The sequence below is a fragment of the Vibrio sp. Evd11 genome, from assembly GCF_900382755.1.
Taxonomy (GTDB): Bacteria; Pseudomonadota; Gammaproteobacteria; order Enterobacterales; family Vibrionaceae; genus Vibrio; species Vibrio lentus.
In genome coordinates, this window is record NZ_OSDX01000082.1 from 1 (window position 1) to 18602 (window position 18602).

Consider the following 18602-nt stretch of genomic DNA (forward strand, 5'->3'; position numbering starts at 1 on the left):
CCCCTGCCATATTTAAGGCTCTAGCAGAAATGCTAGAGCCTTTTTACTTTCTGAATCTAATTACGCTATTAGCAGAGCAGCGGATTCCCCGACTTACCAAAACAGCACGTGTTGTAGCCTAAACCTCTACTCCTGCCATATTTAAAGCCTCAGCAGAAATGTTGGGGCTTTTTTACGCCTGTTGCCTCTTCGAAGCAATGTTGGGATCTATGGCGCCAAGCCGGTCGAGTATTTTGAGTACAGTCTTAACCCACCTAACCAAATTTAAGTCTCAGCAGAAATGCTGGAGTCTTTTTTATTAGCTTCGACTTATAATGGTTTACCTAATTCTTCTAATTTGGATATGTTGATATTCGAACCTTAACGCTTCCGTAATAATTTGAAGTTCGAGTCGAAGAGGGAGGTCTTTTGGCTTTCTATGTGTGATATTTAAGCTGTCATTTCTTGCCTTGGATGATATTTGACCTTATAAAGGTAAGTGCTCACTTATCCCTGCCTCTTTTATAAACAACCAACAACACAATTCCCACTTCTTTATGAGAATCATTCTCAATATTTTGTTACATTTTGGTCGTTATTACTAAAAGGCAACAAATATGGATATTTCCCGTCGTAAGTTTATTCAATCATCCCTCGCTATATCTGCACTAACAGTCCTACCTGCTTGTTCAATGAAGCGGTCTGTTGATGAACAAGGAAAGTATGTTTATGACTTAACTGCTGAACCTTCAACGGCTGAGTTAGTCGCGGGATTTGATACCAATGTCTTAGCCTTTAATGGACAGATCCCAGCTCCGACGATTCGATGTCGACAGGGTGAAAAGGTCACAATTCGTTTTACGAATAAGCTACCAGAGCCGACGACTATCCATTGGCATGGCTTAAGAATTCCTATCGAAATGGATGGAGTTCCCTTCTTAAGTCAGCCACCGATCATGCCAGGTGAAACATTCATTTATGAGTTTACACCGCCAGATGCTGGCACATTTTGGTATCACCCACATATGAATAGCGTTAAACAACTTGGTATGGGTTTAGTTGGCCTTATTATCGTAGAAGAAAGCACTCCCGTGCAGTTTGACGAAGAACACGCATTGATGCTTAAACATTGGCATATCGACAAGCAAGGCCAATGGAAAGACTTAATGATTCCACGACTAAGTGCTCGTATGGGTACTCCAGGAGAGTGGAGTAGCGTCAATGGTGTTCATGAACCTGTATACCAGTTAAAGCAGCACGCAACAACTCGACTGCGTATCGCGAATGTCGATAATACGATCACTTATCCTATTGCTGTCGAAGGGGCTGAGGCATGGGTGATTGCCATTGATGGTAATCCTGTAAATACGCCATATAAATTGACTCAACATAAAATCGGCCCAGGGATGCGCGTGGATATTGGACTGATAGCGCCCAAAGTGGGCGGGCGAGTTAATGTTCTTCAAATGAAGGGCCGCTTTCCTTTCTCTTTATGTGAGTTCGAGGTAGTAGATTCCTCCCTTATTGAAGGGCGTTTATTGCCATTGTTGCCTCTTAACCCTGTACCTAATCTAGATCTTGCTAATGCTGAAGAGATCGATTTTGTGTTCGAGTGGGAAGGTGCGGTATCACCAGTTTCTAAAGATGGGAAATCGATGCCTAAGTTTTGGCTTACTAATAAAAGAGCATGGGAAGGAATGAGCAAAGACAATATTCCTGAACCGTTGACGACTTTAGAGTTAGGTAATACTTACATATTCGATCTAAAGAACGTCACCCAATACCATCACCCGATCCATATTCACGGTCATACATTCACTGTATTGGAACTTGATGGTAAAAAAATTGAAGAACCTTTCCATACCGATACAGTGTTACTTGGAAAAAACGGCCGAGCTAAAGCTGCATTTGTTGCAGACAACCCAGGACGCTGGATGTATCACTGCCATGTTATAGAACACATGAAAACGGGTTTAATGGGATATATCGAAGTTAAGTGACACCTGTAACGTTTAATATTTGCGCGTGCATTCTTAGTTTCTCCCTCGCTTTTATCGGCGGTAAAGCTAGAATATAGGGACTATTGTTTGGGAGGATTCATGGGTCAGTTATCTATTTTAGGTTTTATTGCCATTGGTGGCGCATTTGGTGCTTGTTCGCGCTATTTGATTTCAGAGTTATGTGTGGTGATGCTAGGGCGAGGTTTTCCTTATGGTACGCTAACTGTTAACGTGATTGGCTCTTTAATTATGGGCTTACTCATCGCAGCGTTTGAGAATGAGATGGTTGCGACAGAACCATGGAGGCAAATTATCGGTCTTGGTTTCCTTGGAGCACTGACTACATTTTCTACATTTTCGATGGATAACGTGCTTCTTATGCAGCAGGGTGCTTTCTTTAAGATGGGACTCAATGTGTTACTCAACGTGGTTCTCAGCATCTCAGCAGCATGGATCGGCTTCCAACTTTTGATAAAGTCTTAAAACTTTCTTACGATTTGTTAACAACTCGGCTTGGTTTATCCAAGCCGTTTTTATATACTCGATCGAACTTGTCGGAGTGCCATATGGCTGAGACCGTTAACTCGGGATCCGTTGAACCTGATCAGGCTAATACCTGCGAAGGGAACAAGAGTAGATATCTAACTAGAGTTCCTCTAGAGATCTATCTCCAGATCACAACTGTATTTCTTACCGTGATCCCTCTTGTAGCATCTAATCCGTCAAGCATTTTTATCCCTATAAATAATGGCTAAAAGCCAAGGAAAAATGCTATGTCGAGTCGTAAACAAGTAAGACTGGAAGCGAAGAATTTCATCGATTCTTTATCCGTACAACCTTATCCAAATTCAAAAAAAGCTTACATCCAAGGATCTCGAGAAGATATTCAAGTCCCTGTACGGGAAATATCACTCGCTGATAGCCTTGTCGGTGGTACCAAAAAAGAGCCTGTATTCGAACCTAATGTACCCATTCAAGTTTACGATACCTCAGGTGTTTACACTGACCCCACACATCAAATAGACCTGTATAGCGGCCTTCCTAAGTTGCGTGAGCAATGGATTGATGAGCGTGGTGATACGGAACTGTTAGACGATGTAAGCTCTGTTTACACTAAAGAACGTTTAGAAGATGAAACTCTAGACGACCTTCGTTACGGCAACCTACCTAGAATTCGTCGCGCGACTGGCGATCAATGTGTTACTCAGCTGCACTATGCTCGTCAGGGGATTATCACTCCTGAGATGGAGTACATTGCTATACGTGAGAACATGGGACGTCAGAAGTTTGCTGATGAGCAGCTTAACCACCAACATCCTGGCCATAACTTTGGCGCAAACCTGCCGAAAGAAATTACTCCTGAGTTCGTGCGTAAAGAGGTTGCTGAAGGTCGAGCTATCATCCCTTCAAACATCAACCACCCAGAATCAGAACCGATGATTATTGGTCGTAACTTCTTAGTGAAGGTGAACGCTAATATCGGTAACTCTTCAGTAAGCTCTTCGATTGAAGAAGAAGTTGAGAAGCTAGTATGGTCGACCCGTTGGGGTGGCGATACCGTAATGGATCTTTCTACCGGGCGTAATATTCACGAGACTCGTGAGTGGATCCTGCGTAATAGCCCAGTACCAATCGGTACGGTTCCTATGTATCAAGCCCTTGAAAAAGTGAATGGTGTTGCGGAAGACCTTAACTGGGAAGTGATGCGTGATACCTTGATTGAACAAGCAGAGCAGGGTGTTGATTACTTCACTATCCACGCAGGTTTGTTGCTTCGCTACGTTCCGATGACGGCTAAACGTGTCACCGGCATTGTTTCTCGTGGTGGTTCTATTATCGCGAAATGGTGTCTTGCTCATCACCAAGAGAGCTTCCTCTATACTCACTTCCGCGAGATCTGCGAGATCTGTGCGAAGTATGATGTTGCTCTGTCATTGGGTGATGGCCTACGCCCGGGTTCTATTGCAGATGCCAATGATGAGGCTCAATTCTCGGAGCTACGTACTTTAGGTGAGTTGACTAAGGTAGCTTGGGAATACGACGTGCAGGTGATCATTGAAGGCCCAGGACATGTGCCAATGCACCTAATTAAAGAGAATATGGATGAGCAGTTAGAACACTGCCACGAAGCGCCTTTCTATACTTTAGGTCCGCTGACGACAGATATTGCCCCTGGTTACGACCATATTACCTCTGGTATTGGTGCGGCCATGATTGGTTGGTACGGCTGTGCGATGCTCTGTTATGTCACACCTAAAGAGCATTTAGGTCTACCAAATAAAGAAGATGTGAAGACCGGCCTGATTACATACAAGCTTGCTGCACACGCTGCTGACCTTGCGAAAGGGCACCCAGGCGCACAAATCCGAGATAATGCATTATCTAAAGCACGTTTTGAATTCCGTTGGGAAGACCAATTTAATCTAGCTTTAGACCCTGAAACAGCCCGTTCTTTCCATGATGAAACTCTGCCACAAGAATCCGGTAAGGTTGCTCACTTCTGCTCAATGTGTGGACCTAAATTCTGCTCGATGAAGATCTCTCAGGAAGTCCGAGAGTATGCGAAAGACACTGAACAAGTGGCTGCGGATCAGGCTATCGAAATTAAGATGCTAGATAACCCGTTGGAAGGGATGCGTCAGAAATCACAAGAGTTCCGTGATACTGGCTCTGAACTTTACCACCCTGCAGTAGGTGCAAAAGAAGCTCAATTAGAGGAATAATGACAGTGAAGATACTCATCCCATCTCAAAATATTGAGTTAACGGGAGAGGTGCAGAACTGTCTATTGGTTGCTAAGCGACAAGGCTTGGCAACCGATGCAGTTGAGTTGGGTGTAAGCCCAACTCAATACTTCTCTATCGTTGACACTCAGCAGGCGTTATCTATTGGCTTTGCTCATGATGTTGATTCATTGGCGGAGTGTAACTTAGCGGAACTGAACCATGTTGTTGATTACAGTAATTCAGTCGCGCTAACTGACGTTTGTGATGCCTTTATACAAACTCCGAATACCATCTATGTCGGTGTCTCAGATGATTCAACTGTACTGGATATCTGGTCACACCGAGATGCTAATCGTGCTATCAAGAGTGAAACTACAGCTCATCAGGAATTAGATAATCGCGGCCACTTTGCTTGGTTACTTACTTTGTTGGCGCTGGAATTCCCATTAGAGGATGCATTGGTTTTAGCTCGCGCATCGTCCAATGTTTCACGTGGAACATGGCCAGCACATTACCAAAACTTTCCAATTCCAGTTTTGGAAGATGAGCGACTGGATATTAGTGTTGGTTGGGCGCACCAAGGAACATCACTTTCGTTCCCTGAATTGAGCAAGAGTAGCCTAGGGCTATACCCTGTAGTTGATGATGTTGAGTGGATCGAAAGGTTGCTCAAGCTTGGAATTAACACTGTTCAACTACGTATTAAAAACCCTCAGCAAGCGGACTTAGAACAGCAAGTTGTGCGATCAATCGAGCTTGGTCGAGAGTATAAAGCTCAAGTTTTTATCAATGATTACTGGCAGCTTGCACTCAAGCATGACGCTTTTGGTGTTCATTTGGGGCAAGAGGATATTGAAGAATCAAACCTCTCACAGTTGAGCGTTGCGGGTATAAAGATTGGGTTATCGACTCATGGCTATTACGAGTTGCTACGCATTGTTCAAATTAACCCAAGCTATATTGCGCTCGGCCACATCTTCCCAACAACAACTAAACAGATGCCATCAAAGCCTCAGGGTTTAGTTCGTCTATCTCTGTATCAACAGCTGATCGATACTATCCCATACACAGAACAACTCATCGGTTATCCGACGGTTGCTATTGGTGGTATTGACCAATCGACAGCTGAGCAGGTGTGGGAGTGTGGGGTGTCGAGTTTGGCTGTGGTACGTGCGATTACATTAGAGGAAGATCCCAAAAAGGTGATCGAGTTTTTTGAAAAACTGATGACGCCTAAACCTTCAAATATTGGTGAAGAGGTTGCGCAGGAGCCTAGCTATGCTGAGTGATTTTGAGTTTATTCGTTATCAACGACAAATTGCGTTACCTGAAGTCGGTGAGCAAGGTCAACGCAACCTACTAAACAGCCATGTGCTAGTGATTGGTTGTGGTGGCTTAGGCAATGCTGCCGCTCTTTATCTTGCGGCTTCGGGTGTAGGAAAGATCGTGTTGGTTGATGATGACTGTGTGGATTCATCGAACCTGCAACGACAAGTCGCGTTCAAAGAAAGTCAGTTAGGTTCGCCTAAGGTTGAAGCGTTGAAGCAACAACTGAGTGAGCTCAATGGTCGCAGCCAAGTAAGAACCATCAATCAACGAATGAGTGAAAGTCAGCTTGAGCTTGAAGTGACGCTCGCTGACTTAGTGTTGGATTGTACTGACAACTTCGAGTCACGCCAGCAGGTTAACCAAGCATGTTTCAGCACGAAGACCCCTTTGATTTCTGGTTCTGCAATTGGCTGGAAAGGCCAGTTTATTGTATTTGATTATCAGAATCAGAAAGGGTGCTATCACTGTTTGTTCCCGTTCAGACATCATCCACAAACGACTCGTTGTAGTGATAGCGGCATCATAGGCCCGGTTGTTGGCACCATAGGTAACCTTCAAGCTTTGGCTGCTATTCAACGCTTAACTCGTGGTGAGTTTCAGGTAGCAACACACCAGCTCAAACTGTTCGATGGCCAATCGATGAATTGGCAAAACTTAATGGTCACTCAAGATAGTGAATGTCCCGTGTGCAGTGCGTCTGCAGTTAAGCATTTAGAAGAAGAAATCCAATGAGTCATATAACGATCTCTATAAACGAGCAACTAGAACAGGTCGCGCACTTGTCGTCTCTCGCGGACATTATCCAGGCTCTGTCACTACCTGACCTAGGTTGTGTCTTTGCAATCAATAATGCGGTTGTCCCACGAAGTCAGTGGCAAAAAACTGTCGTCAATGAAGGCGACGCTATTTCTCTTTTCCAAGCTATAGCAGGAGGCTAACCATGTTAACTATCGCTGATAAAACGTTTCAATCGCGACTCTTCACAGGAACGGGTAAGTTCGCGAATAAGCACTTGATGGCGAGTGCTATTGAAGCTTCAGGCTCGCAACTGGCAACCATGGCGTTGAAGAGAGTTGATATTCGCTCTGAGCAAGACGACATTTTACAACCCATCATTGATGCTGGCGTGAACTTACTACCGAATACGTCAGGCGCTAAGAATGCAAAAGATGCTGTCTTTGCTGCGCATTTGGCTCGTGAAGCGCTAGGTACAAACTGGGTTAAACTGGAAATTCATCCAGATCCAAAGTACTTGATGCCAGACCCAATAGAGACGCTTAAAGCTGCTGAGCAACTGGTTAAAGATGGCTTTGTTGTGTTGCCTTACTGCCATGCTGATCCAGTATTGTGTAAACGCTTGGAAGAGGTGGGTTGTGCTGCGGTTATGCCGCTAGGTGCCCCAATTGGTTCAAACAAAGGTATCGCTTCGGCAGACTTCTTAGAGATCATTATCGATCAAGCGAATGTCCCTGTGATTGTGGATGCAGGGATTGGCGCGCCATCACATGCTGCTCGTGCAATGGAAATGGGCGCAGACGCTGTGTTAGTGAATACGGCTATAGCTGCGTCTCAACAGCCTGTTGATATGGCGATTGCCTTTAAGTTAGCGGTAGAAGCAGGACGTATGGCTTACCTTGCCGGACTTGCAGGAAAAGTATCTCACGCGGTTGCTTCGAGCCCGTTAACTTCATTCCTAGACGAGTAGTATTGCTATGACGTTTGTTGATCGATTTAAACAGCTCAACTGGGATGACATTGGTATGTCTATCTTCAGTAAAACGGCAGCGGATGTTGAACGTGCTCTGAGTAAACCCAAACGCGACTTAGAAGACTTTAAGGCGCTGATCTCTCCGGCGGCAGAACCTTACTTAGAGCAGATGGCACAACAATCGCTGGCACTAACTCGCAAGCGGTTTGGCAATACGATGTCGCTTTATATTCCTTTGTACCTATCTAACTTGTGCGCTAACGCGTGTACGTATTGTGGTTTTTCAATGGAGAACCGCATTAAGCGTCGTACACTAACCTTGGATGAAATTGATGCTGAGAGTGTAGCGATCAAAAAGATGAAGTTCGATAGCGTGTTGTTGGTCACCGGAGAACACGAAACTAAGGTTGGAATGAAATACTTCCGCGAGGTGCTACCGAATATCAAAGCGCAATTTAACTACCTTGCGATGGAAGTGCAGCCGCTTGATCAAGATGACTACGCGGAACTTAAAACACTTGGTTTAGATGCTGTGATGGTGTACCAAGAAACGTATAGTCCAAGTACCTATGCTGAGCATCACTTGCGTGGTAATAAAATGGATTTTGAATACCGGCTCGAAACGCCTGATCGTTTGGCAAAAGCGGGTATTGATAAGATAGGGATTGGTGCTTTGATTGGTTTGGAAGATTGGCGAACGGACTGCTTCTTTGTTGCTGCTCACTTAGATTACCTAGAGCGCACTTATTGGCAGACTCGCTATTCGATTTCATTCCCGCGTCTACGCCCGTGCGAGGGTGGAGAATCTAGTGGAGGCTTGCAGCCTAAATCGATTATGAGTGATAAACAGTTAGTTCAACTTATCTGTGCGTATCGCTTACTAAACCCTGAGGTTGAACTGTCTCTCTCGACCCGTGAGTCTGCAGCTTTCCGCGACAATGTGTTGCCATTGGGGATCACCAGTATGTCGGCAGCTTCAAAAACTCAACCTGGTGGTTATGCTTCGGGTGAGGAAGAGCTTGAACAGTTTGAGATAAGTGATGAGAGAAGTGCGTCTGATGTTGAGGCTATGATTCGTCAAAGAGGCTTCGACCCGGTATGGCGAGATTGGCACAGCGCTTACTCAGGCTAACTAACATCTTGGCTGATGTTCCACGTGAAACATCAATGATGAAAAATCGACAAACAAAAACGGTTACCAAAGGGTAGCCGCTTTAATATCTGACTGAGCCGACTAGTTTTGACTCAGTTACCTGCCTAGCAAGGTATTAAGCGTGAACAAGTGGTGTGGTTGATTGACGTAGCCACTCTAACGTATCACCTTCAATTAATGGACTAACATCGTTCCATACTTTCTGGTGGTAATCGTTCAGCCATGCAAGCTCAGGTCGTGTCAGTAGGTCAACGTTGATGTTGCGCTTATCGATAGGGCAACGTGTTAGCGATTCAAACGTTAATACTGAGAAGTCACCTTGAGTTGGTAGCTCAACTACCAATTCTAGGTTCTCGATACGAATACCAAACTCCTCAGCACGGTAGTAACCCGGCTCGTTTGATAACACCATGCCTTCAACAAGAGGGACGTCGATAAGCTTCTTAGAGATGCTTTGCGGACCTTCATGAACACTTAGAAAGTGACCAACACCGTGACCAGTGCCGTGATCATAGTCGAAGCCTTCTGCCCATAAGTGCTGACGCGCTAGGATATCAAGTTGGAAACCACGAGTGCCCTGTGGGAAACGCGCACGTGCAATGCCGATGTGACCTTTAAGCGCTAATGTGAACTGCTGGATCATTTCGTCGCTTGGTTGGCCAATCGCGATAGTACGAGTGATGTCGGTTGTACCATCTAAGTACTGACCGCCTGAATCGACCAGGTACAGAGTATTCATCTCTAGCTGACCTGGTTCAGGTTGATTCTCGTGGTTGTAATGACACATAGCTGCGTTGCCTCCTGCTGCAGAAATGGTGTCAAAACTTAAGTCCATCAGCGTTGGGTCTTGCTCGCGGAACGATTGTACTTTGTCTGCTAATACCGCTTCGTTGTGTAGGTTGCCTTGCGCGACTTCTGAATCAATCCAAGACAAGAACTTGGCCATCGCAACACCATCACGAATGTGACACGCTTTCATGCCCGCAATTTCAGTTGCGTTCTTAGCAGCCTTTGGCATTAAGCTCGGGTCGGCTGCTTCAATGATATGAGCGCCAGCGTTTTGTAGAACAAGCGTGTACCAGGCGTTGCTTGTGCCTGAATCAACTGACACATTCTTACCTTCTAAAGATTGAAGGCGCGCTTCAAGCTCTGATGGGTGAGAAACTCGAATACCATTACCAACGTGTACTTCAAATCCTGCAGGGATACGCGCTGGCTCTAAGAAGAAATCGACACTTTCATCAGCATGGATGATGGCATTAGACAATACCACTGGTAGGCGCGACACGTCCAAACCACGAATGTTAAGCAACCAACAGATAGAATCAAGTTCAGTAAGGATAGCGGCATCTGCACCTTTGGCTTTTAGTAGGCCTGCAATTTCAGCGCGTTTGCTTTCACTTGATTGACCAACGGCGTCGGTCGCCATTAGACGAACATCAGATACCACAGGTTCAGGGCGATCAGACCAAAGCGCATCAATCGGGTTTGCTGTTAATGTTGTGAGTTCTACTTTATCAGCCAGTTTAGCTTGTGCGCCTTTCAACCAAGCCGCGGTGTGCATGCGTGGGTCAAATGCTACCTTGCTGCCTTGTGCTAGTGAATTGATGATCCAATCTAAAGCCGGCTCTTCAATAAGGTGGCGATACTCAAATAACTCTGCTGGTACCTGCTTACGAACCTGAACGGTGTAGCGACCATCAACAAAAATAGCAGCGTTTTCGCGGGTAATAACTGCTGCACCTGCAGAGCCAGTGAAACCTGTTAACCAGTGAAGTCGCTCGTTATGAGCTGGAACGTATTCGCCTAAGTACTCATCTTCGTGTGGGATGATAACAGCATCTAGTTGGTTTGCTTCAAGCCAAGCTCGAACCGCAGTAACGCGTTCCGCAGTGATATTGTGCATCTGTGTTTATCCTTATTGTTAGGGTCCTTGTTAACACTCACAGTAGATATACATGTGAGGGGACTTATTAGGTCAATAAGCTAGCGCTTTTGTTCGTTTGCTGCAAACGCTGTACGCCATTTTTATCTAAGGTGCAGAGTTTTTTCTTTGATGATATCTCGTAGCCAAGTTAACGCTGGGTCGTTTTCTCTATCACGATGCCAAAACAGAGTGTATGCCATCGGCGGAAATTCCATTGGCAGAGGCACAACGACTAAGTCGAGCTGCTTGGCAACAAGATGGGTGAAGTGACTTGGTGCGGTAAACACAAAGTCGGTGTAAGTACACAGGCTTGCGGCGCTATTGAAGTCTGGAACAGAAATAGCGATATCACGTTGATGGCCAAGATCAGCCAGTTTGTAGTCGAGCAGCCAACGATCGTTACCATCACATCTTACTTGTACGTGACGTTGTGCAAGGTAGGTTTCCAGATCCCATTTGCCACTCAGAGCAGGGTGGTTGCGTCTTAATACACACATCTGTGCATCACGGTAGATCTCTTGTTCGCAGATGTCGTCTGGCGGCAGCATGGTTAAGCGCGCGTCGTTGATGTCGATGTCTTTGCCTGTGAGTCCGATATCTAACTCACCAAGCTGTAGCTTCTTAAAGGTTTGTTCGGTCCACGCATGGGTGTTGATATTAACCTTAGGTGCTTGTCGAAATATCGCCGGTAAGAAGTGAGGAAGAATCAGCGGGTAAACACTCTCAACGGCAGCAATGTGAAAGCTGTGGTCACTATTGTTGGGAATGAATGTCTCAGGCTGAGTGAGAACATCAAGTTGGTTGATCAACGTTTCTAACCGAGGCTTAAGGAAAACAGCTTTCGGTGTTGGTCGTAGGCCATGAGCACTTCGTGTGAAAAGAGGGTCATTAAATTGTTCACGAAGCTTAGCTAGCGACTTACTCACAGCCGATTGACTCAAGCACAATCGATGCGCAGTGCGAGTGACACTCAGCTCTTCCATCAGCACCTGCAAGCAAACCAGTAGATTGAGGTCGAGGCGTGATAGTTTCTCGATATTCATGTGAGTTTCCTATTTGGAATAATGCTAATGAGTATATGCCATTTTTGTTCATATCTTTAGTTGGTTATTATGCACCTAAATTAACTCATTCGGAGAATCTTGTGCCTTCTAACGCGCTTCCAACCCCTAGTAAACTGCAGGTTGCTTTATTGGCAATGCTGGTTCTATTTAGCCCTCTGGCTATAGATATTTATCTTCCAGCTCTGCCACAAATTTCAACAGCGTTTCACGTGGAACACGCATTAGCACAAGATACGATTACTTGGTTTTTATTCGCCATGGGTGTCGGGCAATTATTTGCAGGCCCTTTGGCTGATAAGTTAGGACGTCGAACCGTTGCATTGGGAGGTGTTAGTATCTATGCATTGAGTGCTTGCTTGGCGTGGGCAGCTCAATCGATTGATATGATGCTAATAGCTCGGCTGCTACAAGGCTTAGGAGCTTGTGCGACTTCTGTAGCAGCCTTTGCGACGGTTCGCGATCTATTTGGCCCTGAGAAGAGTGGCCGTATGATCAGTTACCTCAATGGTGCCATTTGCTTTATTCCTGCACTAGCACCGATTCTGGGTGCTTGGTTAACTCAACAGTTTGGCTGGCGCTCGAACTTCAGCTTTATGGCTGTTTTCGCTGTCGTGGTTGGCACCATTTTGTTTTTCCAAATGAAAGAGTCTAATCCGGCGACAGAAAAGGTCGCGGTGTTCAAACTTGAGCGTTACTGGTCGGTATTGAAAACACCATCATTCATCTTCCATGCAACCTTGTGCTTAATGGCGATGGCAGTAATCCTTGCTTACGTTACCTCTGCACCTGTTGTGCTGATGGAAAACCTAGGTTTGACGATGAACGAATTTACCTTCTGGTTTGGTATTAACGCGGTTATCAACATCACGGCTGCATTCACAGCGCCTAAGTTCATGGACCGTTTTGGTACTTACAAAGCATTGGTTGTTGGTATTTCAACGCTTGGCTTAGCGGGTGTGGTTATGTTGGTGCTTGCTGAGCATGCTAGCGCGATCGCATTCATGCTGCCGATTTTCCTATCTTCAGTTGGCTTCGCTTGGATTCTTGGTGCCGCAGCCGGTAAGGCACTTGAACCTTTTGGTGACCGTGCGGGTACCGCAGCTGCGTTGCTTGGCTTGTTCCAAATGAGCGGTTCTGGACTGCTTGTTGGTACGATGCAACGTCTTGATTTAACGTCTCAAGTGATGATTGCTCTGCAAATGTTCCTTATTGTTCCTGCATTGTTAGTGCTTGCGAGCAAAGCGGGTAAGTCATGGCACACGACGTTTGCTAAGGCATAAGTCTCAAGGGTGACAAAATATACAAATGGCGGTTTGCGAAACGTTAAAACATGGTATATTTGTCACTCATTGAAACGTTAGTCCCCAACGGAAAATACTGTAATGTCATTAACAACCTACGAAATGGCGCGCATCTTAGAACAAATGGAAGATGCACCTGAAAAGGTCATGTTTGGTAAATTGCTTAAAGAGCTAGGAAACCAAAGTGAAGAGCGTATTCGCAGTGCGGCAAAACAAGTTCCAATTGATACTTTGCGAGATATCATTTACCAATTTCAACGCGTGGTTGAATCTCGTAAAGGTGAACAAGTTCAGCTACTAGCAAAAGAGCTAGCCGAGCAAGGTATCTCTGCTGAAGAGCTACAAGCTTTTCTAAACAAGTAGTTTATTCCAGATAAAAAGAAACCACTCAATTGAGTGGTTTTTTGCGTTTTGGACCTATGTAAATTTAGAGACCATGGAAAAGAGGTTTAGTTTTTGAACTGCGCTTTTAAGATTCTATCAAGTGAAAATGGTCCAGCTCCCCATACCACGACGATAAGAATCATTAATCCCCAAAGCTGATGATCATAGAAGCCTTGTGCCCACAATACAGGGTATGACACGACGGCCATGATATTGAAAACGAACAGCACTGCAGCCATTGGTCGGGTTAACAAGCCAAGCGCTAAGAATACCGGCAGAATCAATTCAGCTGCGGTACCCATGTAAGCGGCCAATTCCCAAGGCAAAAGAGGCACTTGGTATTCCAATTCAAACAAGTAAAGGGTGCTATCCCAAGTGGCTATTTTGGTGAGTCCTGAATTAAAGAAGACCCACGCCACCCATAGGCGACAAAACAGAAGTAGTACGGGAACAAAAAGTGCCTGTGATTTCTCAATCAAACTGTCGTATTGAGCCATCATGTTCGTGACTGTGTTGTTATCCATATTATGTCTCCAATTCGGCATTGATTGAAAAGCCTGAGATGACGTTCAGTGTCATGACAGTATTCAGATGTTGTAGTAGTAAAGGGTCTATCGCTGAGAGCGTTTGACCCGATTGCAATTCGGTTAATAGTTGGTGGCTTTCTTGCGTCAAACGATGGCTCTCAATCTGTGAATTTTCCGCTCGGATTAACACCCCAAATTCAGATTGGTTGATGTCTAACCCATCGAGTTGTTGCTGATAGATAGCCTGCTCAAGCGCGATAATCGTATAGCTAGAATTAATTAGCGTTATTGAATCTTTGAGATGAAAGACTAAAGCGCCTTGTTGTTCTTGCGGTACATCAGCTAAACGAGAAAGAGGACGTTGGTCGACATGTGATTCTGAAACGCATCTAACCAAGCTATCTTTTTGCCATTCATACAAAGCTACTTCAGCGAGATAAGGTGCAGCCTCGATAACAGCAGGAAAGGCTTGGATAGTTTGTTCAAAGTGTTCACCGTAACCACTGACGTCACCAGAGGTTGATGGATAACTTAAGACATGTAGACGAGCCATCTGGCGGAAGCACTCTTCACCAACTAGCATTTCAGTGAGTGGGTAGGTTGCTGCCAGTACTTCGCTCAAGCTGATCACAAAGTTATTACGGTAAATCTGGATTCGCTGTTCATCCGTAAAATGGTCGCTCACTATGTCGCAGTGCTCACCATTGTTTTGGTAGCGTAGGGCGTTAGCAAACTCTAATTGAACATCTGCTAGGGAGTGGCTCATGATGCGCGACTCCTTTGGTTGAACTTGTCGTGTTGATATAAGATGTCACTGGCTTTAATTGCTTCAGCCAATAAGATTTGTGGTTCTGGGATGTCTAGATCCCACTCAATCAAGGTATGGCGTGAACCATGTTGTGCTATCCAGTCAGTATAGAGTTTCCACACTTCGTCACAGACAGGTTTACTGTGTGTGTCTATCCAGATCTCACCTTGTTCAAGCTTCTTTTTGGTAAAACCTGCCAAGTGAATCTCTTCCACTTTGTCTGCAGGAATTCCGCTTAAGTACTCTTCACAGCTGAAGCCATGATTAAAAGATGAGACAAAAATATTATTGAAATCGAGTAAGAGACGACATTCGGTGCGCTTCTGTACCTCGGCCAAAAATTCCCACTCTGGGATGGTTGAATGCTTGAAGGCAAGGTAACTCGATGGGTTCTCAATCAGCATAGGGCGTTGCAGGCTGTCTTGAACCTCGATGACATTGCGACAGAAGACTTCTAACGCCTCTTCGGTATAAGGCAGCGGTAATAAGTCATTGAAGTAATGACCGCCGGTCTGACTCCAGCTGAGGTGGTCAGAAACCAAGAACGGCTCGATATCATCAATCAGAGCTTTTAACAGCAGTAAGTGATTTGGGTTGATGCGCTCAACAGAACCTAGAGACAAACCTACACCGTGGCAACTTATGTTGTGGGCGTTACGAATTTCTCGGAGTTGTTGACGTTGCAGTGATTGAGTTAAAAAGTAGTTCTCGCTGTGAACCTCTAACCAACTCACTAAAGCGGGATTTTGGCTAAAGAAGTCCAAGTGCGGTGTTCTAAGGCCAACCCCTGCGTTGGGGTTAAGAGTTTGAGTCACAACGATTCTCCTAATAGGAAGTGGAGGTGAGCTGAATATCAGCTCACCATACTAAGCAGCTCAATTATGATGATTGAGTATCACCACCTGATAATTTGCCACACAGTCCTTTAGGAACGACCACGAATGCATCGGATTGGTTGTCTTCTTTTGCTGTACCCGCACATGAACTTGTTTTGGTTGCACAATCATTTTGGCCAGCTTTTGCCACGCCGTAGCATTTTTCTTTTGCTGCTGCTTCCGCAGGTGCTGATGTAAGAACTGTACCGCCGAACGCTAGTACACTTGTGATTGCAGCTGTAACAGCAAGATTAGAATTTTTCATAGTCATTCCCTCTAGGACTTAATAGTATTTTTATATCGCAGGTTAATGAATTGTTAACTTGCTTACTAAAAAGGATAGGAACAACCAGGAAATAATTTCACGGCATTATAAGAAATATCAATATTAATGATGAATTGTCTTTTAAGGTGCTGATTTTACGATGTTTATTTTTGATTGTTTTTTCTTCTTATTATCCTAAACGCAGCCTAGTGTTTAGGTTATAATCGACTTTTATGTATAAATACCCAGTAGTGAGCATATTCAATGATAGATCCTTCGCTTTTACTCGATGGCCTAAACGACAAGCAACGTGAGGCGGTCGCAGCACCTTTAGAAAACCTACTTATTCTGGCAGGTGCTGGCAGTGGTAAAACGCGAGTGTTGGTGCATCGTATCGCTTGGTTACAAAGCGTAGAGCAAGCATCGCCGTTCTCTATCATGTCGGTTACCTTCACCAACAAAGCGGCAGCAGAGATGCGTGGTCGTATTGAAGAGTTGATGATGGGCAGCTCGTCTGGCATGTGGAACGGCACCTTCCACGGTATCTGTCACCGCATTCTTCGTGCTCACTACCTAGATGCAAAACTGCCAGAAGATTTCCAGATCATTGATTCAGATGATCAGATTCGTTTGCTGCGTCGCTTAATCAAGGCGCAAAACCTTGATGAAAAGCAGTGGCCAGCCAAGCAAGCTTCTTGGTGGATCAATGGCAAGAAAGACGAAGGGCTGCGCCCAAGTCACATTGACGCCTACCATGATCCAATAACTCAAACGTGGTTAAAGATCTACTCTGCTTACCAAGAGGCATGTGATCGTGCTGGCTTGGTCGATTTTGCTGAAATCTTGTTGCGATCGCATGAACTATTGCGCGATAAAAAACACATCCGCGAGCACTACCAAGCTCGCTTTAAGCATATTCTTGTCGACGAATTCCAAGATACCAACAACATCCAATACGCTTGGTTACGTATGATGGCGGGCCCGGATTGTCGTGTGATGATCGTGGGTGATGATGACCAATCTATCTATGGCTGGCGCGGCGCGAAAATCGAAAATATTCAGAAGTTCTTGGATGAATTCCCAGGCGCTTCAACGGTTCGACTCGAACAAAACTACCGTTCAACCAAAACCATTCTGCAGGCGTCGAATGAGCTTATCTCCAACAACACCGAGCGTATGGGGAAAGAGCTGTGGACCGATGGTAACGATGGTGAGCCAATCTCTGTTTACTCGGCTTATAACGAGCTAGATGAAGCGCGCTTCACAGTCAGCAAAATCAAAGAGTGGCAAGAGAAAGGCGGTGCGTTAGAAGATACCGCGATGCTTTATCGTAATAACGCCCAATCTCGTGTTCTTGAAGAAGCTTTGATTCAAGGTGGTCTACCTTACCGAATCTACGGCGGCATGCGATTCTTCGAGCGTCAGGAAATCAGAGATGCCTTGAGCTACCTGCGCTTAATGAGTAACCGCAGCAATGATGCGGCGTTTGAACGTGTCGTCAATACGCCAACGCGTGGCTTGGGCGATAAAACGCTAGAAACGATTCGTCTTGCTGCGCGTGATCGTGGTGCAACCATGTGGGAAGCCAGTGTTGCTCTGATAGAAGAACAAGTGTTACCAGGCCGTGCTGCGGGTGCTTTGAGCCGCTTTATTGAACTTATCAATGCACTTGAAGATGACACCATAGAACTGAGACTTCATGAGCAAACCGACCACGTGATCAAATCGTCGGGCTTGTTTGCGATGTACGAGCAAGAGAAAGGCGAAAAGTCGAAGGCACGTATTGAGAACTTGGAAGAATTGGTAACGGCAACGCGTCAGTTTGAAAAACCAGAAGAAGCGGATGAAATGAGCATGCTAACGGCATTCTTGACTCATGCGGCTTTGGAAGCGGGTGAAGGTCAGGCTGATGAATTTGATGATGCGGTTCAGCTCATGACTCTGCACAGTGCCAAAGGCCTAGAGTTCCCAATGGTATTCATGGTTGGCGTTGAAGAAGGTATGTTCCCAAGTCAGATGTCGGCCGAAGAAGCGGGGCGTTTAGAAGAAGAACGTCGTCTGTGTTATGTAGGCATGACCCGTGCGATGGAGAAGCTCTACATCACTTACGCTGAAATGCGTCGTTTGTACGGTCAAGACAAGTATCACAAGCCATCTCGTTTTATTCGTGAGCTACCAGAGACATGTCTGGATGAAGTGCGTATGAAAGCGCAAGTGAGTCGCCCTGCAAGCAGTGGTCGCTTTAGCCAAACCGCCGTGAAAGAGAACTTTAACGAAACAGGCTTTAGTTTGGGCTCTCGCGTTAAGCACCCTAAGTTTGGTGAAGGTACCATCATCAACTTCGAGGGAAGTGGCCCACAGAGTCGAGTTCAAGTTGCGTTTAACGGTGAAGGGATTAAGTGGTTAGTAACGGCTTACGCTCGATTAGAGCAGCTTTAATCTGCTACTTCGGCATCTAAAAATCGTTCATTATTAAAAACTAAAAGAGCAGCCAATGGCTGTAATGCCGATCAGTTAGAACTAAAGTGATCGGTTGAACGATCCTTCAGAGCTGTC

17 protein-coding genes and 1 riboswitch are annotated in these 18602 nt (G+C 45.3%); of the genes, 11 read left to right on the top strand and 6 right to left on the bottom strand.

What is annotated here, in order from left to right:
• The first annotated feature begins 596 nt into the window (after positions 1-596).
• From ED652_RS21555 to thiH, 8 genes are all read left to right on the top strand, one after another.
• Positions 597-1979 (top strand): multicopper oxidase family protein, encoded by a 1383-nt coding sequence (locus ED652_RS21555; RefSeq protein WP_122056115.1) that lies wholly within the window; start codon positions 597-599, stop codon positions 1977-1979.
• A 99-nt stretch (positions 1980-2078) separates the two neighbouring features.
• Positions 2079-2462, top strand: coding sequence for a fluoride efflux transporter CrcB (gene crcB, locus ED652_RS21560; RefSeq protein WP_004736665.1), 384 nt, complete (start codon positions 2079-2081; stop codon positions 2460-2462).
• A 62-nt stretch (positions 2463-2524) separates the two neighbouring features.
• A riboswitch (TPP riboswitch) is annotated at positions 2525-2623 on the top strand.
• A gap of 129 nt (positions 2624-2752) precedes the next feature.
• Positions 2753-4702 carry a phosphomethylpyrimidine synthase ThiC gene (gene thiC / locus ED652_RS21565; protein ID WP_122056116.1) on the top strand — a complete coding sequence of 650 codons (1950 nt, stop codon included), beginning with the start codon at positions 2753-2755 and terminating at the stop codon, positions 4700-4702.
• Positions 4702-5994: a thiamine phosphate synthase gene (locus ED652_RS21570; RefSeq protein ID WP_122056117.1), complete on the top strand. Its 1293-nt coding sequence runs from the start codon at positions 4702-4704 to the stop codon at positions 5992-5994. The genes thiC and ED652_RS21570 overlap by 1 nt, the downstream gene beginning before the upstream one ends.
• Positions 5984-6766 carry a HesA/MoeB/ThiF family protein gene (locus tag ED652_RS21575; RefSeq protein ID WP_122056118.1) on the top strand — a complete coding sequence of 261 codons (783 nt, stop codon included), beginning with the start codon at positions 5984-5986 and terminating at the stop codon, positions 6764-6766. Before ED652_RS21570 ends, ED652_RS21575 begins: the two co-directional genes overlap by 11 nt.
• The gene (gene thiS, locus ED652_RS21580) at positions 6763-6972 is read left to right on the top strand and encodes a sulfur carrier protein ThiS (RefSeq protein WP_017075891.1); all 210 of its coding nucleotides are present in this window, start codon (positions 6763-6765) and stop codon (positions 6970-6972) included. Before ED652_RS21575 ends, thiS begins: the two co-directional genes overlap by 4 nt.
• Before the next feature lie 2 nt (positions 6973-6974).
• Complete coding sequence (locus ED652_RS21585) at positions 6975-7739, top strand: thiazole synthase (protein WP_122056119.1); 765 nt, start codon at positions 6975-6977, stop codon at positions 7737-7739.
• A 7-nt stretch (positions 7740-7746) separates the two neighbouring features.
• Complete coding sequence (thiH, locus tag ED652_RS21590) at positions 7747-8874, top strand: 2-iminoacetate synthase ThiH (RefSeq protein WP_122056120.1); 1128 nt, start codon at positions 7747-7749, stop codon at positions 8872-8874.
• Between the two features lie 136 nt (positions 8875-9010).
• Here thiH and ED652_RS21595 read toward each other — a convergent pair whose 3' ends face one another.
• Both ED652_RS21595 and ED652_RS21600 read right to left on the bottom strand, forming a co-directional pair.
• Positions 9011-10801, bottom strand: a complete 1791-nt coding sequence (locus tag ED652_RS21595; RefSeq protein ID WP_122056121.1) for an aminopeptidase P family protein — start codon at positions 10799-10801, stop codon at positions 9011-9013.
• 122 nt (positions 10802-10923) lie between these two features.
• The gene (locus ED652_RS21600; RefSeq protein WP_122056122.1) at positions 10924-11865 is read right to left on the bottom strand and encodes a LysR substrate-binding domain-containing protein; all 942 of its coding nucleotides are present in this window, start codon (positions 11863-11865) and stop codon (positions 10924-10926) included.
• 101 nt (positions 11866-11966) lie between these two features.
• Between ED652_RS21600 and ED652_RS21605 the strand changes: the two genes are divergently transcribed.
• Both ED652_RS21605 and ED652_RS21610 read left to right on the top strand, forming a co-directional pair.
• Positions 11967-13166, top strand: coding sequence for a multidrug effflux MFS transporter (locus ED652_RS21605; RefSeq protein ID WP_029222012.1), 1200 nt, complete (start codon positions 11967-11969; stop codon positions 13164-13166).
• A 102-nt stretch (positions 13167-13268) separates the two neighbouring features.
• A complete protein-coding gene (locus tag ED652_RS21610; protein WP_004736654.1) occupies positions 13269-13550 on the top strand; it encodes a hypothetical protein in 282 nt (93 codons plus the stop codon).
• Between the two features lie 86 nt (positions 13551-13636).
• Here ED652_RS21610 and ED652_RS21615 read toward each other — a convergent pair whose 3' ends face one another.
• From ED652_RS21615 to ED652_RS21630, 4 genes are all read right to left on the bottom strand, one after another.
• Positions 13637-14095, bottom strand: a complete 459-nt coding sequence (locus ED652_RS21615) for a DoxX family protein (protein ID WP_004736653.1) — start codon at positions 14093-14095, stop codon at positions 13637-13639.
• Between the two features lies 1 nt (position 14096).
• Positions 14097-14864, bottom strand: coding sequence for a DNA-binding domain-containing protein (locus ED652_RS21620; protein ID WP_122056123.1), 768 nt, complete (start codon positions 14862-14864; stop codon positions 14097-14099).
• Positions 14861-15721, bottom strand: a complete 861-nt coding sequence (locus tag ED652_RS21625; protein ID WP_122056124.1) for a DUF692 domain-containing protein — start codon at positions 15719-15721, stop codon at positions 14861-14863. Before ED652_RS21625 ends, ED652_RS21620 begins: the two co-directional genes overlap by 4 nt.
• A 64-nt stretch (positions 15722-15785) precedes the next feature.
• On the bottom strand, positions 15786-16046 hold the full coding sequence (locus tag ED652_RS21630; RefSeq protein ID WP_122056125.1) for a DUF2282 domain-containing protein: 261 nt from the start codon (positions 16044-16046) through the stop codon (positions 15786-15788).
• A gap of 264 nt (positions 16047-16310) precedes the next feature.
• On the opposite strand from ED652_RS21630, the gene uvrD reads away from it, so the two are divergent.
• On the top strand, positions 16311-18485 hold the full coding sequence (gene uvrD, locus ED652_RS21635) for a DNA helicase II (protein ID WP_009848185.1): 2175 nt from the start codon (positions 16311-16313) through the stop codon (positions 18483-18485).
• Positions 18486-18602: the final 117 nt, after the last annotated feature.

Bases quoted from the DNA above. Each gene is read 5' to 3' on its own strand.
- thiH (WP_122056120.1), top strand. From the start codon at position 7,747: ATGACGTTTGTTGATCGATTTAAACAGCTCAACTGGGATGACATTGGT.
- ED652_RS21600 (WP_122056122.1), bottom strand. From the start codon at position 11,865: ATGAATATCGAGAAACTATCACGCCTCGACCTCAATCTACTGGTTTGC.
- ED652_RS21615 (WP_004736653.1), bottom strand. From the start codon at position 14,095: ATGGATAACAACACAGTCACGAACATGATGGCTCAATACGACAGTTTG.
- thiS (WP_017075891.1), top strand. From the start codon at position 6,763: ATGAGTCATATAACGATCTCTATAAACGAGCAACTAGAACAGGTCGCG.
- ED652_RS21555 (WP_122056115.1), top strand. From the start codon at position 597: ATGGATATTTCCCGTCGTAAGTTTATTCAATCATCCCTCGCTATATCT.
- ED652_RS21575 (WP_122056118.1), top strand. From the start codon at position 5,984: ATGCTGAGTGATTTTGAGTTTATTCGTTATCAACGACAAATTGCGTTA.
- uvrD (WP_009848185.1), top strand. From the start codon at position 16,311: ATGATAGATCCTTCGCTTTTACTCGATGGCCTAAACGACAAGCAACGT.
- ED652_RS21585 (WP_122056119.1), top strand. From the start codon at position 6,975: ATGTTAACTATCGCTGATAAAACGTTTCAATCGCGACTCTTCACAGGA.
- thiC (WP_122056116.1), top strand. From the start codon at position 2,753: ATGTCGAGTCGTAAACAAGTAAGACTGGAAGCGAAGAATTTCATCGAT.
- crcB (WP_004736665.1), top strand. From the start codon at position 2,079: ATGGGTCAGTTATCTATTTTAGGTTTTATTGCCATTGGTGGCGCATTT.
- ED652_RS21570 (WP_122056117.1), top strand. From the start codon at position 4,702: ATGACAGTGAAGATACTCATCCCATCTCAAAATATTGAGTTAACGGGA.
- ED652_RS21610 (WP_004736654.1), top strand. From the start codon at position 13,269: ATGTCATTAACAACCTACGAAATGGCGCGCATCTTAGAACAAATGGAA.
- ED652_RS21620 (WP_122056123.1), bottom strand. From the start codon at position 14,864: ATGAGCCACTCCCTAGCAGATGTTCAATTAGAGTTTGCTAACGCCCTA.
- ED652_RS21595 (WP_122056121.1), bottom strand. From the start codon at position 10,801: ATGCACAATATCACTGCGGAACGCGTTACTGCGGTTCGAGCTTGGCTT.
- ED652_RS21630 (WP_122056125.1), bottom strand. From the start codon at position 16,046: ATGAAAAATTCTAATCTTGCTGTTACAGCTGCAATCACAAGTGTACTA.